Below are 20,332 nucleotides of genomic sequence, written 5' to 3'. Positions count from 1 at the left end.
ATCAATCTCCCGACACTTCGACAAAATCCCCTTCTTTCCCCCTAAAATCTTCACTTGCGACAAAATTTCCCTTCCCTCGCACTTAAAATTCCACTCGCCAGAAGAAGGATTTTCCACCCAAAAGGCGAATATATATTCGCATTGGACTTCAACAAGGCTTCGTCGCAACGAGTGACTCTGAGACTCATAGAAGCTAGGCCATTCTCTCCATCGGAGCGCAAACCAACCTATGAACCTTCCCCCCGAAGATAAGCCGTACGCCTTGGAGCTTGCCGAGCGGCTGTCCGATCTGAGGCCGGAGCTCCTTCGCTATTGCCGGTCCCTGTCCGGCAGCGACTGGGAGGCCGAGGATTTGGTCCAGGACACGATCATCAAAGTGATAGACCGCTGCCGCAGCGCGCCGGAGGTGACGCCGAACCGTCCCTATGTGTTCCGGGCGGCACGGAATCTGTGGATCGACCGCGTCCGCAAAAACCGCCACAGCGTCCCCGTCTCTCCGGAGAAGCTGCCCGAGCGTGCCGATCCCGGGTCCCGTATACCGGATCCTTACGCGACCCGCGAGATGCTGGAGCTGCTCATGCACCGCCTCCTGCCCAAGTCCTTCGTCATTTTGCTGCTGTGCGACGTATTCCAGCTTACGGCCAGACAGACGGCATCCTGCATCGACATGGCCGAGGGCTCCGTGCAAGTGGCCCTTTCCCGGGCGCGCAGCCGGCTGCGGCAGCTCGCCGGGCGGGAATCCGCGGCCCCGAAGGCTCCGGCATCCGTGAAGCCGGAGAAGCCGCAAGGCGATCCCGCGCTCACCGCCAAGCTTCTCGAAGCGGTGACGGAAGTGTTCCGCCGCCACGATCCCCGATTGATTTACGGCGCCTATCTCCGCCTGTTTGAAAGCGGTTCAAGCATCGAGGCCATCCGTGCCTGCGCGGGCCGGCTGTCCTTCACGTTCCGCGATCCCGACGGCAATATGCTGATCGTCACCGGAGAAATTTAATTTTGGCGCGTGTATGGTTTGGCGGCGTTCGGACGTTATGGATGCGAAGACAAGATCGAAAGGAGACCGGCCATGTTCGAACGGATCGACAGGGTCATCGTCCCGGTGCCGGATGTCCGCAAGGCGTCCGAATGGTACGAGCGGGAATTCGAGTTCCGGATCGCGCGCCGCGGAGCGAAGGAGATCGACCTGCAAGTGCACCGGGGAGAAACGCTGGTTACGCTTGTGGAAACCGCGGGGACGGAGGCGTTCCAGCCGCTCGCGCATTTGCACCGGGACGGTCACGTCCCCTGCTTCAACTTCTACACGCATTGGGAGGACCTCCACCTGGCATGGCTGCGCGGCCGGAACGTCCGCACCACCGACGTCATGGAAGTCCCTTGGATGAACGTGTGCGAAATGTCCGACCCGGACGGCAACGTGCTGGGCATATGCCATGAGAAGGAATCGTCCCTCTACCATACGGCTTATCCCGGCCCTCTTCCCCCGATGTTCCACCGCGTGCTGGCCGTTTTCGTCCCGGTGGCGAACCTGGAGGCGTCGATCCGGTGGTACGAGGACGTGCTCGGATTTACGCTGCATCATCATTGGGGGGACGGAGCCGACTTGAAGGTCGGAGCGGGCGAAACGATCGTCACGATGATCGGATGAAGGACGAGGTGTTCGGAGAGGCGGTCCGTGAAGCCGGCAGACGTGCTTACTACTCGCTGCAAACGCCGCATATTCATGACGCTTACCGCAGTTTGTCTGCCCGGGGAGTGGCAACGGGCGATTGCGGGGAGCTCGACGGAGTATGCCGGTTCCATGTCCGCACGCCGGAAGGGATGATCATCCGCATTTCGGAAAAGGAGAGGGTCTACGTTGGTTAACGCGACAGGCATCATCCAAACGCGCGTCGTCTGGAAAAACGATTTTCAAGTCGTCGGGGAGCGAATCCACTTCGATCCGTCCGCTGACGTCCCTCCGTCGCAAAACGAAATCGCCCGGCTGTGGCCCAGATTCAGCGACAGAGCCGGAGAGATCGAACACGTCGCCGGCGGGGCGTACGGCCTCTGCCTGTTCGGTCCGGACTGCGAGCCGGGCGGCCCGTTCGATTACATGGCGGCGGTCGGCGTATCCCGCGCGGAACGCGTCCCGGAAGGGATGACCGCGGCCAAGTTCCCCGGCGGCTTGTACTGCGTGGTCACCCGCCAAGGAGTGATCGACGAGATCGGCCAAGCGTTCCGGCATTTCCGGGAGGAATGGCTGCCGCAATCCGGCTATAAGTCCCGAAGCGGCGTCGAGTTCGAATATTACGACGAACGGTACAAGGGGAACCACGATCCGGAATCGGTGATGGACATCTGGTTTCCGATCGAACCGGCCAAGCCCGTACCCCTGGAGAATCGGGTCGGCAGCGTGTTCGTGCACGTGTCGGATCTGCGCAAATCGGCGGAATGGTACAGCCGGCTGCTGGGGGTTCCCGTCCGCGAAGACCGGCTGAACGGCAGCCCGGTTTACTGGTTCGCCTTTCCGGGCGCGCACCTCATTCTCGACGACAACTCCGGGAACCGCCAGAACCCGGCATGGCGCGAGGACATGAAGCCCCGTGTCATGTTTCCGGCCCGAGACATCGACGAAGCTTACCGGTATCTGCGGGAGAAAGCCGAACCTCTGTTGGAGCCGGAACGATACGGGGACATGGCGTTCTGCGAATTCCGCGATCCGGAAGGCAACGTCCAGATGGCATGCTGGGTCGCCGCTCCCGATCCGGACGACGACCTGCCGGCGGGAAGCCCGATCCTGCCCCGGATCGGCGGCGCGTTCGTCGACGTGAAAGACATGCGGGCCGCGGCGCGCTGGTATACGGATTTGCTCGGCTTGCCCGCGGACGAAGAGAATGCCGCGCACCCGATCTATTCCGTACCGGTAACACGGGGAGCGGCGTTGCTGCTGGATCAGAACCGGCATCTGAACGGGAAAGCCTTCTCGAAAGTCTTCTATTTCGAGACGGAAGATTTGGCAGCGGCGCTTGATTACGTGAAACGGCACGGCTTCGAACTCGCGGGGGAACCGGACGGGTTTCCCGACCTGTCCGAATTCGCGCTGCTCGATCCGGACGGCAACCGCATAGTCATCGCTCATATGAAACGTTGATAAACGATAAGGAGATTTCGCATTCATGCCCAAACAAATCGGAAGTTCGCTCGCGGTGTTCATGGTATCGGATTTGGCGCGTTCACAGCGGTATTACCGGGAAGTGCTAGGCTTCGACGTGACCGATTGGTGGGCGGAGCGCGACGGACTGAGCGGACTCGCGCTCAAGCTTCACCAGGCGCCGGACCCTTCCGCCGTTCGGCCCAACGCGCCGGAGCCGGGGTCGGATCTCGGCGTCGACGTCTACGCCTACGTCGAGAATTGGGCGGCGCTCGACAGCCTGTACCGGGAATTCACGGCCAAAGGGGCCGTCATCGCCCGGGAGCCGGTCGTTTATGCCGACGGAGGTCCTTGGAAAGAATTTATCGTCGCCGATCCGGACGGCTATCATTTGGCATTCGGCGGCATTGACGGCGGAAGAGCCCATTGCAGCATCCAACCGCATATCGATTCCGTTTTCCTCTGGGTTCGGAATTTAGACCGGGCGGTCGACCGTTACGCCAAGCTGCTCGGAATCGAAGTCCGGCAGCAAGACCGTTTCGGGCATCTTCATTTGTTCCGCCTCGACGGCGGAGCCCATCTGATGCTGGATTCGAACGGGATGGAGAATGCGCCGGTTCCCGAGCGAGGACCCGTGCTGTTCAAGCTCGGAACCTATGACATCGACAGGGCGGCGGAGGAAGCTCAATCGCTCGGTTTCGAAATCGTGTACGGCATCCAGCGGCTGCCCCAGGTGTCCTTCTTCAACATCCGGGACGAGGACGGCAACGTCATCATGATTTGCCAGGACCACCACCCGAACGGGGGCGGAGCGCAGTGAACGTCGATATCGTCGCAAGACCGGAAATGAAAGCGGCGGCGCTGCGGATCCCGAGGGACGGTGCACGTGTACGTCAGGCCTGGAAGGAGATTTCGGGGCTGCTGGACGGCCATCCGAACGTCGCGGACCGGGAGCACGGGCTTGTCTTCATCCCCGAATGGCAGTGGGCGACGGAGGTTACGACGCTGTGGGTCGGCATCGAGGTCAGCACGTTCGACAACCTGCCTCCCGGCCTGGAGCGAATCGCGATCCCCGCGAAGAAATTCGCCAAAGTGACCGTTAAGGGCGATCGCGCTCGCATGAACGAAACGTATCATTTTTTGGGCGAATGGTTTCGCAACGGTCCATACGAGAGAGACGTAAGCGAAGGCTCATTGGGGTACGAGATCAATCGCTTGCATCCCGTCAATCCATTCGACATCCCCGCGGATACAATCGATTACTTTGAATTCGATATTTACGCGCCGATCAAGGAAGGCGTTCCCGATGAGATTCGCAGCCGTTATCCCGGTATTATCGGCACGGTAATCCGTAAAGGCGTGCCCCTCAAAATCGTCGGCCTCGAGTCGTTCGTGAACCAGCGCGGGCAGAAACCGGAAATCGTCATACCCCGATTATGGCAGGAGCAATTCATGCCCCGCATCGGCGAAATCGCCGACCGCCTGCCGCCGTACGCCACCATCGGTTTGTACCAGTACGAGCCTCCGTTCGGGCCGGGACAGGATTTCCGCTATTTGGCCGGCGTGGAGGTGGACCCGCATTCGGCGGCGCCTTTGCCGGAAGGGATGACGGCCCGAACAATACCGGGCGATGACCGCTTCGTGGTCACCTATCGGGGGAAGGCGAGCGGTTTCGGGCAGGTGTGGGATTATTTTCACGGTTACTGGCGGCAGACGCAGTCGGAGTACGAAGCGATCGACGATTACGAATTCGAGCGCCATGACGCGCGGTACCAGGGAGTGGACAACGAAAACTCGGTGTTCGAGCTTCATTTTCCCATCCGCAAGCGCGTCCAGGAAACGAGACTGACGGACAAAACGTAGCGATCTGAGCACCGCCAAGTTCGAAAATTGCGATTTGGACGGCGTGGACATCCGCGGCTGCCGGCTGGAAGGGATGCGGATCGACGGGATTCTCGTCACCGACCTGCTTCGTCATTATCGCCGCGCATAATGTTCCGTCCCGCGAGCCACAATATCCGAGGTTGCCCAAAACAAACGAAGGGAAGAGAAGCCTTGTACCAACAAAACCTCTCGGGTATTGCGGCTCAATGCGAGCAAATCGCGCGCCAACTGATCAACTCGACGAATCAGTCGACGCAGGTGTACCAGCAAATGCTGCATAACGAGCAACAAAACATGAACGAGCTGGATCGGATCATGCAGCGTGAACGCCAAGCGGTTCAATCGATCCAAAACACGCTTCGCGAACATGACCGCGCCGTTCAGCAAATGAACCACGTAGTGGATCTGTGCCGCCAAATGCAGCAAGCCGGATCCTTGTTGTCGCCGCAGCAGAACGCCTTGCAGTCCGGACAAATCGGCCAATCCTACACGCCGTCCTCCATCGGCCAGTCCTCTTTCGGCGCAATGGGAACCCAGTTCGGAGGCTTCGCGCCGCAGTTCGGAACGCAATTCGGCTCGGCCGGGGCTTCGTTCGGGGCTACCAGCTCCATCGGCCAGTCCCAGTTCGGCGAGCAACCGGCTCCGCTGGCTCCGATTCTTCAATCGATCAGCGGCGGCATCGCTTCCCGCGAGATCCAATAAGGGACCGCGGTCCACAAATGCCCGTCCGGCGGCATGCCGGGCGGGTTTTGCATGTTCGGACGCACCCCGATATAATAAGGACAAACTGATCCGCAAAGGGGAACCTGCCGTGCCTTCACCGGACGAATTTGCGCTGATCCGCGGCTGGACCGCGGGCCGACAGTCCCCGGAAAGGCTGGCTTCCGCGGGCGTCATCGCGGGCATCGGAGACGACGCGGCGATCGTCTCTCCGCCGCCCGGGCACGAGTTCCTGCTGGCGATGGACACGATGGTGGAAGAGACCCACTTCCTCCCGGAGACGATGGAAGATTCGGACGTCGGGTACAAGGCGCTCGCCGCCAACGTCAGCGATATCGCGGCCATGGGCGGAACGCCGCTTCATGCGCTCATTTCCGTCAGCGTCCCCCCGGCTTGGGGACCGGAACGGACGTCGTCCTTATACGACGGGTTCTATGCCTGCGCCGAACGATACGGAGTCGCGGTGGTCGGCGGGGACACGACCTCTTCCCCGAAGCATCTGATCGTGGCGGTCACGATCACCGGAAGCGTGGAAGCCGGGCGGGCGATTCGGCGGAGCGGCGCCGGCTCGGGTGAAATCGTCTTCGCGACGGGCCCCCTCGGCTTGTCGGCGGGCGGGCTGCACGGCATGCTGCCGCGAGGCGGCAAGCGCGCGATCCCTCGGCCGCCGGAGCGTCTCGTCAAGGCGCACCGAAGGCCCGAGCCCTCCGTTATGGCCGGCCGCCTGCTGTCCGGGAACGGCTGGGCCACTTCGCTGAACGACGTGAGCGACGGCCTCGCGAGCGAAGCGTGGGAGATCGCGGAAGCCTCCCGCGTCAGGCTCATTCTGGAAGAATCCCGTCTTCCTCTGTCGGGGGAACTGGCCGCGTACGCCTCGGATTGCGGCATGAATCCCCTGAATTGGATGCTGTACGGCGGAGAGGATTACGTGCTGCTGGGTACGGCGAAGCGGGAACACGAGGCGGCCGTCAGGGAGAGGTTTCGCTCGGAAGGCCTGCCCTTCTTCGTCATCGGGGAGACGGAGGCAGGAGAGCCCGGCGTCTTCCTGCGCGAAGCGGACGCCAAGCTGCGGCCGATCGCCAAGCGGGGCTACAATCATTTCGCGAAGGGATAACGCCGATCATGGAACAATCGAACAACGGCCGGAACTTGAGCTACGTGCTGGAAGCGCAGAGCGAAGCCGATACGGCGGCGTTCGCGGCCCAATTGGCCGCCCGGGCGGACGCAGGCACGCTGCTGGCGCTGGACGGCGATCTCGGCGCGGGCAAAACGCGTTTCGCCCAGGCGTTCGCGGCCGCGCTCGGCGTGCCCGGCATCGTGAACAGCCCTACCTTTACGATCATCAAGGAATACGAAGGCGGAAGACTGCCTTTCTACCATATGGACGTGTACCGGCTCTCGCTTGCGGAAGCGGACGAGCTCGGGCTGGACGAATATTTTCTGGGGGAAGGCGTATCGCTGGTGGAATGGGCCTCGCTGATCGAACCGATTCTGCCTCCGGAGCGCCTGCATCTCTACATAGAACATACCGGACCCACATCCCGAAGGCTGCTCTGCCGTCCGGTCGGGGACAAATACGAGCGCTGGTGCCGGGATATGGGGCTTGCCGCGGAGGAGGAGACGCCATGACGAACGGAACGACGCAGCAGCCGTCCGGGCCGGTCACGGCGCTGGCTTTCGATACGTCCACCGCTACGCTTGCGGCTGCGGTCGTGCGGGATGGAACCGTGCTCGGTTCCGTGCAGTCGAACGCGGAGCGGAACCATTCCGTGCTGATCGTGCCCGAGATCAAACGCCTGCTGGCAGAGTGCGGCTTGACGCCGAAGGATCTGGATGCGATCGCGGCCGGCCGGGGACCGGGTTCCTATACGGGGGTGCGAATCGCCGTGTCCGTCGGGAAGACGCTTGCCTGGGCCTGGAACAAACCGCTGCTTGGCATCTCCAGCCTGGAAGCGCTGGCTCTCGGAGCATGGGAATCGCCCGAGCCTGCAGGTGAAGGAACGGAAGCGAGTGCGGCTCGTTCCGCCGGCATCGTCTGGATCGTTCCGGTCATGGATGCCCGTCGCGGCCAAGTGTACACCGCGCGATTCGCCGCGGACGAAGAAGGGGGTTGGACCCGCCTCGACGCGGACGGCATCCGGATGGCCGGCGATTGGGCGGAAGCGTTGCGGCAAGAAGCGGCCAAGGACGGCAACGTGTCCGCGATCCGGTTCGTAGGGGAAACCGCGCCGCATGAAGCGCTCTATCTGGCCGGACCCGCGGGCGGTGCCGAGGTGCAGTCGATCCCTTGCGCCATGGAAGCCGGAGCGGTCGGGAAGCTCGCCGTCTCCCGGTTCCGGCGAGGGGAGAGGGACGAGGTCCACGCCTTCGTCCCCAACTACACGCAGATGGCGGAAGCGGAGGCCAAGCTGCTGGCCGCGGCGCGGAGGGATTGACATGGAGGATCGGGAAACCCGAAAGGAAGCGAGGCAAGAGCGCGAGCTTGTTTTCCGGAGCATGACGCTTGACGATATCGGGACGATCGTGCAAATCGAGCGCGAATCGTTTACGGCGCCGTGGTCGGAAGAAGCGTTCCGGACGGAGCTGACGCAGAACCATTTTGCCCGCTACATGGTGCTTGAACGGGACGGGACCGTCATCGGCTACGGGGGCATGTGGTTGATCGTCGACGAAGCTCACATCACGAACATCGCCATCCGCCAGCCATTCCGCGGGCAAGGACTGGGAGAACGGCTGCTTCGGGAAATGATGCGGACGGCCTCCTGGCTCGGGGCCAAGCGAATCACGCTGGAGGTGCGCGTCTCGAACGATACGGCGCAGTCGCTGTACCGGAAGGCGGGTTTTTATCCATCGGGTCTGCGCCCGGGCTATTATTCGGACAATCGGGAGGATGCGCTCATTATGTGGGCCGAATTGGACCCGGACCCAGGCGCCGCGGATTCGGAAACGGCGGGCGCATCGGAAACGTCCGGGGGGGAGGGGCAAGCATGACGGCCGCGGAAAATCGGACGGAGACGGGCGTCGCGGGACGCCCTTATCATTTGCTGGCGATCGAAACGAGCTGCGACGAAACTTCGGCGGCGGTCGTGCGGAACGGACGGGAGGTGCTGTCGAACCTCGTGTCCAGCCAGATCGACACGCATCGCCAGTTCGGCGGCGTCGTGCCGGAGATCGCCTCCCGCAAACACGTGGAGAGCATCACCGTCATCCTGGAGGAAGCGATTCGAGCCTCTGGGGTCGCCCTGCATCAGATCGACGCGGTGGCGGTTACCCAAGGGCCCGGACTCGTCGGCGCCCTGCTCGTCGGGGTCGTCGCGGCCAAGGGTCTTGCGATGGCGCTGGACGTGCCGCTGATCGGCACCCATCACATCGCCGGTCATATTTACGCCAACCGTCTCATAGGAGAAATGGTATATCCTTCCATGGCGCTTGTCGTGTCCGGCGGGCACACCGAGCTTGTGCTGCTCGAGCGCGAAGGCAGCTTCCGCATCGTCGGCCGAACCCGGGACGACGCGGTAGGCGAGGCGTATGACAAGGTGGCGAGGGCGCTGAAGTTTCCCTATCCCGGCGGTCCCCACGTGGACCGGCTTGCGCAGGAAGCCGCGGAGGCCATCGAGCTTCCGCGCGCCTGGCTGGAGCCGGATTCCTACGACTTCAGCTTCAGCGGGCTGAAGTCGGCGGTGCTGGCCGAAATCAACCGAGCGGGCATGAAGGGCGAGGCGCTGAACATCCCGGCGTTGGCACGGGGGTTCCAGGAGTCGGTCGTTGACGTCGTTACCGGCAAAGCCATGAAGGCGGCACGCGAGTTCGGCGTGCGCCAGATGCTGCTGTGCGGCGGCGTGGCCGCGAACCGCGGCCTGCGCGACAAGCTGACCCGGCTGTGCGAGGAGGCGGGGCTGCCCCTGCTCATTCCGCCGCTGAAGCTGTGCACCGACAACGCCGCGATGATCGCGGCGGCCGCCGATCTCAAATGGCGGCGCGGCGAATTCACGCCGCTGGACATGAAAGCCGACCCCCAGATGTCGTTGGAAGCCTGGTCGGTGAAGGAAACCGAGGCGTCAAGGCTCTAACCAAATAGACGGCAAAGGATGATGACCATGTCCGCAATCCGCTCCACCGAAGCATTGGAAACGGCTGTCCGGCAATTCAAGGAGTTGGACGAAACGATGTCCCATTACTCCTCCATGCTGAGCCTCGCGAGCTGGGACCAGCAAACGAAGGCGCCCCACAAAGGCAAAGTCTACTTCGCCAAGGCGCGCGGCACGCTGTCCACCGAGCTGTTTCGCCTGGCCACGTCCGACCGTATGGGCGCGCTGCTGGACGTTCTTACCGGAGCCGAAGCCGGGGCTCAGCTGGACGAACCGACGCGGGCCGCCGTGCGAGAGCGCAAAAGGGAATTCGACCAGAAGAAGAAAATTCCCGAATCGCTGCACAAGGAATTCACGATCCATACCGCCAATGCCCGTACCGTCTGGGAAGAAGCGCGCCGGCAGAACGACTTCGCGAAGTTCCGCCCGACGCTGGAGCGCACGGTGGAGTACGTCCGCCAATACGCGGAGCTGTACGGCTACGAGAAACATCCGTACGACGCCCATCTGGACCAATACGAGCCCGGCTTAACCGTCCAACAGTTGGACCGCATTTTCGGAACGTTGCGTGAACAGACCGTCCGGCTGCTCGACCGGATCCGCGGCTCCTCCGATCAGCCGCGCGACGTTTTCGAAGGCGATTTCGACATCGCGCAGCAAGAGAAGTTCAACCTGTACCTCCTTCCCCGGCTCGGCTACGATCTCGACGCGGGAAGGCTCGACGTGACCGCCCACCCGTTCGCCTGCACGATCAACGTGGGCGACGTGAGGATCACGACGCGCTATTTCGCGAATGATCCGCGCAGTTCCCTTTTCGCCACCATCCACGAGACGGGCCACGCGATTTACGAGCAGGGAATCAATCCGGAGTTTGAGGGGTCCGTCATCAGCGGCGGGGTATCGCTCGGCATCCATGAATCGCAGTCCCGTTTCCTCGAGAACATGGTCGGGCGCAGCCTGCCGTTCTGGGAACGGTATTTCGACGACTATAAACGTTATTTCCCGGGAAAATTCGACGGCGTTTCCGCGCGCGATTTCTACCGTTCCGTCAATATCGTGAAGCCTTCCTACATCCGGGTAGAAGCGGACGAAGTCACGTATAACCTTCATGTCATGATCCGGTACGAAATCGAAAAAGGGCTCGTCGAGGGAACGGTTGAAGTGAAGGATTTGCCGGCGATTTGGAACGCGAAGATGCGCGAATACCTCGGCGTCGAACCGCCTACGGACACGGAGGGCGTGCTCCAGGACGTGCATTGGTCGTACGGGGCGTTCGGGTACTTCCCGACGTATTCGCTCGGGAATCTGTACTCCGCCCAGATCCGCCGGACGATCTTGAAGCAGTTCCCGGACTTCGAGGACATCGTCCGCCGGGGGGAATTCGCTCCGATCCGCGAGTGGCTTCGGGAAAACATTCACCGCCACGGCAGCGTGTACATGCCGGCCGAATTGATCGAGCGGGTGACGGGGGAACCGCTGAATCCCGAGTACCTCGTGCGGTACTTCGAAGAAAAATATTCGGACATTTACGGAATTTAAAGAATTGACAGAACATTCCTCGGTGAATATAATAAAGACCAATCCCGCAAGCCGGGAACATACGGAAGCAAACGCGATGATCAGGAACAGTAGGGAAATACCCGGAATATGGGGTCCACGCAAAGGATTCGGAAGAAGCTACAGCGCTTAACGTCACTTTGCGTGGTTCCAGTCAGAGAGCTGCGGGTCGGTGCGACGCAGCGGATGGGGTCCCGAAGCTCGCCTGTGAGCGGTTCGGCGGAGAAGGCTTCAGCGCCCGCGTACGCCGGAACGGATCACCCCCGTGACCGGGTTTCGAGGTGGACGCATTTTGCGTCAATGAGAGTGGTACCGCGGTTGGCCGACACGCCCGCCGTCTCTTGCATAAGAGACGCGCGGGCTTTATTGTTTGTCCGGCCCGCCGCGCTTTCCATATCCAACGCGATGAACGGAAGCAGTAGGAAGAGCCTAGGAAAATGGGGCCCCCGCAAAGTGATCGGAATAAGCACAGCGCTTATCGTCACTTTGCGGGGTTCCAGACAGAGAGCTGCGGGTCGGTGCGACGCAGCCGAAAGGGCATCCGAACTCGTCCGGGAGCGGAACGGGAGAATGGCAGGAAGGCGTCGCGCGAGCGGCGGTCCGGACGGCCGGAGTATCCCGTTACGGCTGGCCCCCGATAAAGGGCGACGCCGGGTTTACGCCGTCCGGACGGCGTGAACCGGGCAAGAGAGGGAGAATCGTTTCGTCAACCGGAAGACGAAACCTCCAAGCAGAGTGGTACCGCGGCGGCCTGCAAGCCCGTCGTCTCTAGCGTTTGATGGAGACGGCGGGCTTTTTGCCGTCTCCGGAGCCATTCCACCATTCGAAGGGGGATTTTCCCATGACCATGAACACGAATAACGAAAGCAACGGCTCCAAACGCCGCATCCGCATTTTCGATACGACGCTCCGCGACGGAGAACAGGCGCCGGGAGCTTCGATCAAACCCGAGCAGAAAATCGTCATTGCCCGCCAGCTCGCCCGCCTGGGCGTCGACGTCATCGAGCCCGGCTTCGCGATTTCCAGCCCGGGCGAATTCCAGGCGATCCAGCAAATCTCCCGCGAACTGCAGGGAGTGGAGATCTCCGGCTTCGCCCGCTGCGTGAAAGCGGACATCGACGCTGCCGTCGCCGCCACGCGGGACGCCGCCCGGCGCCGCTTGCACCTGTTCATCTCGTCGTCCCAGATCCATCTCGACTTTCAGCTGCGCAAGACGCAGGACGAAGTCATCCGCGTATTGCGGGAAATGGTGGCGTACGGCAAGCAGTTCGTCGACGAAATCGAGTTTTCGCCGATGGATGCCTCCCGTGCGAGCGAGGAATTCCTGTTCCGCGTCATCGAATCGGCGATCGACGAGGGCGCCTCGATTATCAACGTGCCGGACACGATGGGCTATGCGCTGCCGGAGGAGTTCGGCCCGATGTTCACGCGGATCCGCCAGAACGTGCGGGGCGGGGACACGGTGGCATACAGCACGCACTGCCATAACGATCTGGGGCTGGCCGTCGCGAACAGCTTGGCCGCCATCCGGCACGGCGTCACGCAGGTCGAAGTGTGCGTGAACGGAATCGGAGAGCGCGCGGGCAACTGCTCGCTGGAGGAGCTGGTGATGGCCATTCAAACGAGGGGCGATTCCATCGGGGTCGAGACGGGCATTAACCCGGGCGAGATTTACGAAACGTCCCGCCTCGTGAGCCGCACCATGCATTTTCCGATCGCCTACAACAAGCCGATCGTCGGACGCAACGCGTTCCAGCACGAGTCCGGCATCCACCAGGACGGCCTGCTCAAGAACCGCAATACCTACGAAATCATGGATCCCGAAGCGATGGGCATTCCGCGCAGCATGATCGTCCTCGGGAAGCATTCCGGCCGCCACGCGATCAAGCACCGAATCGCCGAATACGGCTTTCGGCTGGAGGACGGCGAGCTGGAAGATCTGTACGCTCGATTCAAGGCGAAGGCCGACGAGCAGAAAATCATCACCGACGACGTGCTGCTCCAGCTGGTCGGCGAATCGACGGATTCCGCGGCGGAGCCGTATGCGCTGGTCGACCTGCAGGTGCTGGCCGGCTCCCAGCGCTCCCGCATCGCTTCGGTGACCGTGCGGAGAGCCGAGGACGGTACCGAAGGGACCTTCGCCGCCTCCGGCGAAGGACCGCTGGAAGCGGTCATCCACTGCATCCGGCAGGCCGTGCCGGTGGAAGCCGAGTTCGAGGACCTGGAGCTGCACTCCTTGTCCACGGGGGAAGGCGCCTTCGGGGAAGCTGTCGTGACCGTCCAGTACGGAGGCCAGCGGTACCAAGGGACGGCGATCCACCAGGACATCATCCTGGCGGCCGCCCGGGCGTACGTGTCCGCGTGCAACAGCGTCGTGTTGAGCGGGCGGGCGAACCCGGCCAAGGAAGCGGCGGTCTGAGGCGCGGGATTGCCAGGGTAGAGGCATGCTAAGACGTAGAATCCGCAGGGATAGATCGCTGTGGGGTTGAGTTGTCGAAATCGCAGCAGAAGACAGAGCCGACGAAATCAGCCGAGGATGCGGCTGGCGGAGCCGTCGAAGTCGTCCGCCTCGAGATTAGCGTTCGGTTGGGTTCCCATCCGAACGCTATTTTTTTGCCGCTCTCCGCAATTAAAACCGCCTCCGCACCCGCACTCTCATACGTACTCGATCGCCAACCACTATAAGTGGGCCAGACCGACGTAACTCTCGTCACCTTCAACCCTCCAACCACGTTAAGCGGGCCAGACCGACGTAACTCTCGTCACCTTCGACCCTCCAACCACGTTAAGCGGGCCAGACCGACGTAACTCTCGTCACCTTCGACCCTCCAACCACATTAAGCGGGCCAGACCGACGTAACTCTCGCCACCTTCGACCCTCCAACCACATTAAGCGGGCCAGACCGACGTAACTCTCGCCACCTTCGACCCTCCAACCACATTAAGCGGGCCAGACCGACGTAACTCTCGCCACCTTCGACCCTCCAATCACATTAAGCGGGACAGACCGACGTAACTCTCGTCACCTTCGACCCTCCAACCACATTAAGCGGGCCAGACCGACGTAACTCTCGCCGCTGCCCCTCTGTCAACCACTTTAAATGAATTCACCACCTTAAACACCTTAACTCTACCCGCGCACCATTCGACCAATGGCTTCATTTTTAGCACGGAGATGTTAAGAGCTGAAATACAACTAAAATTAAAAAAAATGGCGAAATGAGAGGGGTAAGAACCAAAATACAATTACTCTTGTTAAAAAACACGATCTTTCGCCGTAATCTCGGCAGCTAATTGTATTTTGGTCTTTAGGTTGCCGAATTAACGGGAATTTGGAAAAAAACCGTATTTTGGCTCTTAGTTGCAAGCAGTAAATAGAAAATCCGCTCATGTTCGCCCCCTGCACCACCCCACGTCCCGTGCCACCTTGATCCTCAAGTCTCATGCACCACCCACCTCACCGACCAACCACACCCACACCCCAGGCGCCATCCGTACATCCGCTCACCCGGACGAAGAAAAAATGGCAATCCCCCACTTTAGTCAGGTGTCTCCTGTACGGGGATTCCCCTAGAATGAGGTTGCAAGATTCGACAATAGCAATTCATCCGTTGATGGAGGGACCAACATGAACAAATCGAGATCCGTCGCATGGGTGCTGATTCTCCTGCTGATTTTTCAAACAGCGGCCGGGTTTCGGCTAAACAAAGCGTATGCGGACAGCCCGTTTGCAGGGGGATCGGGCACGGCCGGCGATCCCTATTTGATCGCAACCGCGGCCCAATTGGATGCTGTAAGGAATTATGTCGCCGCGGGCCTCTATTTCAAGCTGACGTCGGATATCGACCTCAGCGGCTATCCGGATTGGAATCCGATCGGAGCGGATTTGACCGCGCCTTTTCAGGGGAATCTCGACGGCAACAATCATGTCGTCTCCAAGTTGACCCTGGCAAAGCCGTCTTCGGATTTCATCGGGTTGTTCGGAATGCTTTACGGCGGTTCCGTGACCAATTTGGGCCTGGAAGAAGTGAGCGTCCAAGGTAACTATTATACGGGCGGCTTAGCGGGTTACATTTATCAAGGAACAATCAGCAATTGTTATGTCAAAGGAAGCGTGTCGGGCTTCAGCAATGTGGGCGGCATGGTAGGGGCGAATGGGGGAACCGTAAGCAAAAGCTATGCCGCTGCGACCGTTTCCGGCGCCAAGTTCTATACCGGCGGTTTGGTCGGAGGAAATTACGGCACCGTCCGCAACAGTTACGCGGTAGGCAGCATTTCGAGTGCCAGCAGCGTAGGCGGCTTGGTGGGCTTAAATGACGGCGGAAACAACGGAGCGATCTACAACAGCTACGCGGCGGCAAGCGTAACCTCGGCCGGAACTACCGGCGGTTTGGTTGGCTGGAATATCGACGGCGCAATCGTCAGCAACAGTTACTTTGACGCGGGGATATCCGGACAACCGGATACAGGGGCCGGTCTCCCGGCTTCGACTTCGGACATGAAGAATGCGGCTACGTTTTCGGGGTGGGAGTTCGGAACGGTATGGGAGATCGACCCGGAGGTCAACGACGGATATCCGTATTTGCCCTTTACGCCGTTGGCTCCGGAATTGATCGTTTCGGCAGCCCCGGGAAGCCAGGCAGGATCGACGGCTGTGACCGCCTCGGTCGACGAAGGGAACCATCTGGCCGTGCGGGTATCCGCCAGCCCAATTAAGGCGCCTTCAACCGGCAGCTCCGTTCCCGAGACGGCAAACCCGTACTCGTCCGGTGCCGATATCGTCGGAGTGGACGTCTCTGCCAACAAATACGTTGGCGTATATGAAGCGAACGCTTCGGATCAAGTCGTCCGGTTTGCGCTCATTACGCTGACCGGAGCCAATATCAACGAGTTTGCGGGAGGCAAAGGGACATCGATCTCGCCGTATTTGATATCGAACGCTTCCCAGCTTGACGCGGTCCGAAACCATTTGGGCACGGACATCTATTACCAATTGACGGCGGATATCGATTTAAGCGGCTATGAAAACTGGCTCCCGATCGGAAACGAAACGAAGCGATTTGCGGGGAACTTCGACGGCAGCGGGTATACGATCTCGAACTTGTCCATAGACCGCCCGGAAACCGATTATATCGGACTATTCGGCTATCTCAGCTACAATTCCGTCATCCGCAACGTGAGGCTGCAAAACATCCAAGTGACGGGCCGCAACGATGTAGGAGGATTGGCGGGCTACAACAATAACGGTAATATCATCGACAGCAGCGTCATGGGGCAGGTGACGGGCGTTTATCGGGTAGGCGGCTTGGAAGGCTACCACTTGGGAGGAACGATCGCCGGCAGCTTCGCCGCAGGAAGCGTAAACGGGACGGGGAACGCAGGCGGTCTGGCCGGTCTCGCCGAGTTCAGCTCAATCCTCAACAGCTATGCCGCTGCTGACGTGAAAGGCAACGGCGACGTGAATGAGGGCGGCTTGGTCGGTTACTTGAAGAACGGAAGCATCAGCAACAGCTACGCCGTCGGAAACGTGTCCGGCAGCGGGAATACGGGCGGCCTGGCCGGGCGGAATGAAGGCACCGTCGTGAATAGTTACTACGACTACGAATCCACGGGGCAATCAAGCGCGAGCAGCGGCGCCAAATCCCCAGCGGAGATGAAAGATCGGGCCACTTACTCGAATTGGGATTTTGAAATCGTCTGGGGCATGGATCCGTCGGTGAACGACGGTTACCCGTATTTGCTGGCGTTTCCCCTGATGGAGGACTTGCATGCCGTGGTGGTTCCCGGCAGCCGGAAGGGGACGACTTCCGTCATCGCTTCGGTCGGCGAAGGCAACCGTCTGTCCATCCTGGTATCGCCGGACAAGATCGCGACTCCGCAGCCGGGCGATCTCGTTCCCGAGTCCGCGCTTGCTTACGACTCCGGTGCCGACATCAGCGCCGCGGATGCCGTCAACATGAAATACATCGGAGTTTACGAGGCGGACGGCGGCAATGCGATCGTGAAATTTTCTCTGATTACCTTGGAGCCGGGCGATTTCAATCAGATGGATGCAGGAACGGGCACTGCGAACGATCCGTATTTGATCGCAACGGCTGCCGGGTTGGACGCGATTCGATATCGTATGGATTCGGGCGTCCACTACAAGCTGACGGCGGATATCGACCTTAGCGGCTATGGCAATTGGACGCCGATCGGAACGGCCGCAGATCCTTTCCGCGGCAGCCTGGACGGCGGCGGCCATACGATCACGGGGCTGAACGTCGGAAGCTACGCCAATTACCGGGGATTGTTCGGATACGCAGGAGAAACCGCCTCGATTACGAATTTGGGGCTGAAAAACGTGACGGTAGCGGGCGCCGACTATACAGGCGGCCTGGCAGGTTATAACAGCGGAGCGATCAGCCGCAGCTATGTATCGGGCAGCGTGACCGGAGGCAATTACGTTGGCGGCCTGGTCGGCTCCAACAAAGGCACCGTCAGCGACAGCTATGCTTCGGGAAACGTATCCGGCGGCCTGGTTGTCGGCGGTCTCGCGGGCCGGAACGATTTCGGGAAAATCAGCGGAAGTTACGCCATGTCGACCGTGACGGCAACCACTGCGGCAGCGGGCGGCTTGGTCGGTTCCAACGAGAATGGAACGGTCAGCTTCGCCTATGCGACCGGAAGGGTGAAGGGCAATTCTACGGTCGGCGGGTTGGCGGGCAACAACTTTTTCGGGAAAATCCGGAACAGCTACGCTGCGGCAAAAGTGGAAGGACAGGATGCAACGAAAACCGGCGGCTTCGCAGGAGTCCAAAATGGGGGGACGATCGAAGACAGTTACTATGACACGGACGAAACGGGGCTTCAGGATATCGGCAAAGGGATTCCCTTGTCGTCATCCGCGATGAGAGACCGCTCTGCTTACCCGGAATGGGATTTCGATTTGCGATGGGGGATCGACCCGGACATCAACGGAGGTTATCCGTTCCTGCGGGGGGCGGACAACGACGCGAGCTTGAGCGGATTCGCCTTGTCGAGCGGCAAGCTCAGTCCGGCGTTTGCTTCGAACGTATCGAGCTACACGGCATACGTAGCGGACGGCACCGGCGGCATCCGGATCACGCCGACACTGTCGGCCGGCAGCGCAAGCGTGACGGCGAGTGTATACGACAATGAAGGAACGCTGATCGACGGACCCGAATCGTTGACGAGCGGATCGGCGTCTTCAGCGCTGCTTCTCAGCGAGAAAGGCGATTCGACGATCCGGGTGTCCATAACGGCAAAGGACGGGACGGAGAAGACGTACACGGTGTCGGCTGTGCGGGTAAGCAGCGATTTGAGCGGGTTCACCTTGTCGAGCGGCAAGCTTAGCCCGGATTTCAGCGCTTCCGTGTTTGACTATAAGGCGAACGTGGCGAACGGAGTAACGGCCGTCAAGGTGACCGCCAGCGCGATCGACGACCGTTCGGCCGTTACGGCAAGCGCCTTCGACAGCGCCGGATCGCGGACGGCGGGACCGCTCGCTCTGACGAGCGGAACGGAGTCTCCGGGGATTCCGCTGAAGGTAGGCGTCAACAAGATCGAAGTCGTCGTAACCGCACTGGAAGGCACGCAGAAAAAGTACACGGTGACGTTGACGAGAGAAGCCGAGGCGAGTCAACCTTCGACGGGCGAATCGCCGCGAACCGGCAGCGAATCCCCGCGCACGGGCGGCACGGTCGGCGAAACGCCGGCCGGAGGGACTAAGATCAGGCTGGGCGGCCTCGAGATCGTCGGCAAAGTGACGGAAGAAACCGCGCCCGACGGTCGGAAAACCACTCACGTGACGATCGATGCCGAACCGTTCGTGGAAGCCTTTGCTGCGTCGACATCGCCGAGCGTACCGCTGGACATCGAAAGCGTCAACCCCGTGGTCAACGTGAACATGCCGGCAAGCGCGCTGTTGGAGGCGATGGACAAGCAGCCCGAAGCCGAATTGGAGATCAGGGTTAACGGAGCTACCTACAACCTTCCGGTCAAAGTCATCCGGAAAGCCCCGAAGGCGGCGGTCATCAGCGTCAGAATCGGGACCGTGTCCGATGCGCTGGGCGACGCGGTGGATGCCGAAACAGGCAAGGAGGGGGCGAAACCGCTGCTGGACCGCCCGATCGAATTCGCCCTTTCGATCAATGGCAAAGAAATGACGGATTTTGATGAATGGTACGTGGACCGCAGCGTAAGCCTGACAACTCCCGCGGATCCCGGCAAGGCGACGGCCGTATGGGTCGATTCGGAGCATCGCCTGCACTTCGTGCCGTCCGTCTTCCCGAACGGCGGCAGGACCGCGCAAGCCGTGATCCGTTCGCCGCACAACAGCGCGTATACCGTAATTGAATCCGACCAAACGTTCGATGACTTGAAGGGACATTGGGCGAAAGACGATGTGGAGCTGCTGGCGAACAAGCGGATCGTGGAAGGAATGACGGATGGATCGTACGCGCCGGATAGAACGATTACCCGTGCCGAGTTCACGGCGCTGCTCGTCCGTTCGCTCGGGCTGCCGGGAACGCTGCCGGAACGTCCATATACGGATGTAAAGGAGACGGACTGGTTTGCCGGCGCGGCGGGAGCGGCGCAGAAGGCAGGCTTGATCAGCGGGTACGAGGATGGGACCTTCCGGCCGAATGCAAGCATCACCCGCGAGCAGATGGCCGTCATGATCGCGAAGGCGCTGAAGTTGGCCGGCGAAGAAGCGCAAGCGGACGGGGATGCGCTGAACGGTTTCTCCGACCGCTCCGACATCTCGGGCTGGGCTGAAGGCGCCGCAGCGCAGGCCGTTTCGAACAACCTGATCCAGGGCATGACGGATACGACGTTTGCGCCGAAACAATACGCGACCCGCGCGCAAGCTGCATCTATACTGAGACGAATGCTCCAGCATTTGAACTTCATCAATTAATGCGAAACGACTTACCGAAGACGACGCCATGCA

16 protein-coding genes are annotated in these 20,332 nt (G+C 60.8%); all 16 read left to right on the top strand.

Annotated features, from left to right (window positions below; genetic code table 11):
- Nucleotides 1-229: 229 nt before the first annotated feature.
- Complete coding sequence (locus GE107_RS20120) at nt 230-991, top strand: RNA polymerase sigma factor (protein ID WP_219641925.1); 762 nt, start codon at nt 230-232, stop codon at nt 989-991.
- Nucleotides 992-1,063: 72 nt separating this feature from the next.
- Nucleotides 1,064-1,642: a VOC family protein gene (locus GE107_RS20115; RefSeq protein WP_219641924.1), complete on the top strand. Its 579-nt coding sequence runs from the start codon at nt 1,064-1,066 to the stop codon at nt 1,640-1,642.
- Nucleotides 1,639-1,860: a hypothetical protein gene (locus GE107_RS20110; RefSeq protein WP_219641922.1), complete on the top strand. Its 222-nt coding sequence runs from the start codon at nt 1,639-1,641 to the stop codon at nt 1,858-1,860. The genes GE107_RS20115 and GE107_RS20110 overlap by 4 nt, the downstream gene beginning before the upstream one ends.
- Complete coding sequence (locus tag GE107_RS20105; RefSeq protein WP_219641919.1) at nt 1,853-3,127, top strand: GyrI-like domain-containing protein; 1,275 nt, start codon at nt 1,853-1,855, stop codon at nt 3,125-3,127. Before GE107_RS20110 ends, GE107_RS20105 begins: the two co-directional genes overlap by 8 nt.
- Nucleotides 3,128-3,152: 25 nt before the next feature.
- On the top strand, nt 3,153-3,947 hold the full coding sequence (locus tag GE107_RS20100) for a VOC family protein (protein ID WP_219641916.1): 795 nt from the start codon (nt 3,153-3,155) through the stop codon (nt 3,945-3,947).
- A complete protein-coding gene (locus tag GE107_RS20095) occupies nt 3,944-4,990 on the top strand; it encodes a GyrI-like domain-containing protein (protein WP_219641913.1) in 1,047 nt (348 codons plus the stop codon). The genes GE107_RS20100 and GE107_RS20095 overlap by 4 nt, the downstream gene beginning before the upstream one ends.
- Nucleotides 4,991-4,994: 4 nt before the next feature.
- The gene (locus tag GE107_RS27280; RefSeq protein ID WP_370636477.1) at nt 4,995-5,120 is read left to right on the top strand and encodes a hypothetical protein; all 126 of its coding nucleotides are present in this window, start codon (nt 4,995-4,997) and stop codon (nt 5,118-5,120) included.
- 62 nt (nt 5,121-5,182) lie between these two features.
- The gene (locus GE107_RS20085) at nt 5,183-5,713 is read left to right on the top strand and encodes a hypothetical protein (RefSeq protein ID WP_219641903.1); all 531 of its coding nucleotides are present in this window, start codon (nt 5,183-5,185) and stop codon (nt 5,711-5,713) included.
- A 109-nt stretch (nt 5,714-5,822) separates the two neighbouring features.
- Nucleotides 5,823-6,845 carry a thiamine-phosphate kinase gene (thiL, locus tag GE107_RS20080; protein WP_219641899.1) on the top strand — a complete coding sequence of 341 codons (1,023 nt, stop codon included), beginning with the start codon at nt 5,823-5,825 and terminating at the stop codon, nt 6,843-6,845.
- A gap of 8 nt (nt 6,846-6,853) precedes the next feature.
- A complete protein-coding gene (gene tsaE, locus GE107_RS20075; protein ID WP_219641896.1) occupies nt 6,854-7,360 on the top strand; it encodes a tRNA (adenosine(37)-N6)-threonylcarbamoyltransferase complex ATPase subunit type 1 TsaE in 507 nt (168 codons plus the stop codon).
- A complete protein-coding gene (gene tsaB / locus GE107_RS20070; protein WP_219641893.1) occupies nt 7,357-8,166 on the top strand; it encodes a tRNA (adenosine(37)-N6)-threonylcarbamoyltransferase complex dimerization subunit type 1 TsaB in 810 nt (269 codons plus the stop codon). The genes tsaE and tsaB overlap by 4 nt, the downstream gene beginning before the upstream one ends.
- Before the next feature lies 1 nt (nt 8,167).
- On the top strand, nt 8,168-8,722 hold the full coding sequence (gene rimI / locus GE107_RS20065) for a ribosomal protein S18-alanine N-acetyltransferase (protein ID WP_219641890.1): 555 nt from the start codon (nt 8,168-8,170) through the stop codon (nt 8,720-8,722).
- Nucleotides 8,719-9,801, top strand: a complete 1,083-nt coding sequence (gene tsaD, locus GE107_RS20060; RefSeq protein ID WP_219641886.1) for a tRNA (adenosine(37)-N6)-threonylcarbamoyltransferase complex transferase subunit TsaD — start codon at nt 8,719-8,721, stop codon at nt 9,799-9,801. The genes rimI and tsaD overlap by 4 nt, the downstream gene beginning before the upstream one ends.
- A 27-nt stretch (nt 9,802-9,828) precedes the next feature.
- On the top strand, nt 9,829-11,358 hold the full coding sequence (locus GE107_RS20055; protein WP_219641883.1) for a carboxypeptidase M32: 1,530 nt from the start codon (nt 9,829-9,831) through the stop codon (nt 11,356-11,358).
- 859 nt (nt 11,359-12,217) lie between these two features.
- A complete protein-coding gene (locus tag GE107_RS20050) occupies nt 12,218-13,795 on the top strand; it encodes a 2-isopropylmalate synthase (protein WP_255570693.1) in 1,578 nt (525 codons plus the stop codon).
- Nucleotides 13,796-15,004: 1,209 nt separating this feature from the next.
- On the top strand, nt 15,005-20,299 hold the full coding sequence (locus GE107_RS20045) for a GLUG motif-containing protein (RefSeq protein WP_219641882.1): 5,295 nt from the start codon (nt 15,005-15,007) through the stop codon (nt 20,297-20,299).
- Nucleotides 20,300-20,332: the final 33 nt, after the last annotated feature.

Source organism: Cohnella sp. CFH 77786 (assembly GCF_019400745.1).
In the GTDB taxonomy this organism is placed as follows: Bacteria; Bacillota; Bacilli; order Paenibacillales; family Paenibacillaceae; genus Cohnella.
This window is presented reverse-complemented; position numbering and strand designations above follow the sequence as displayed.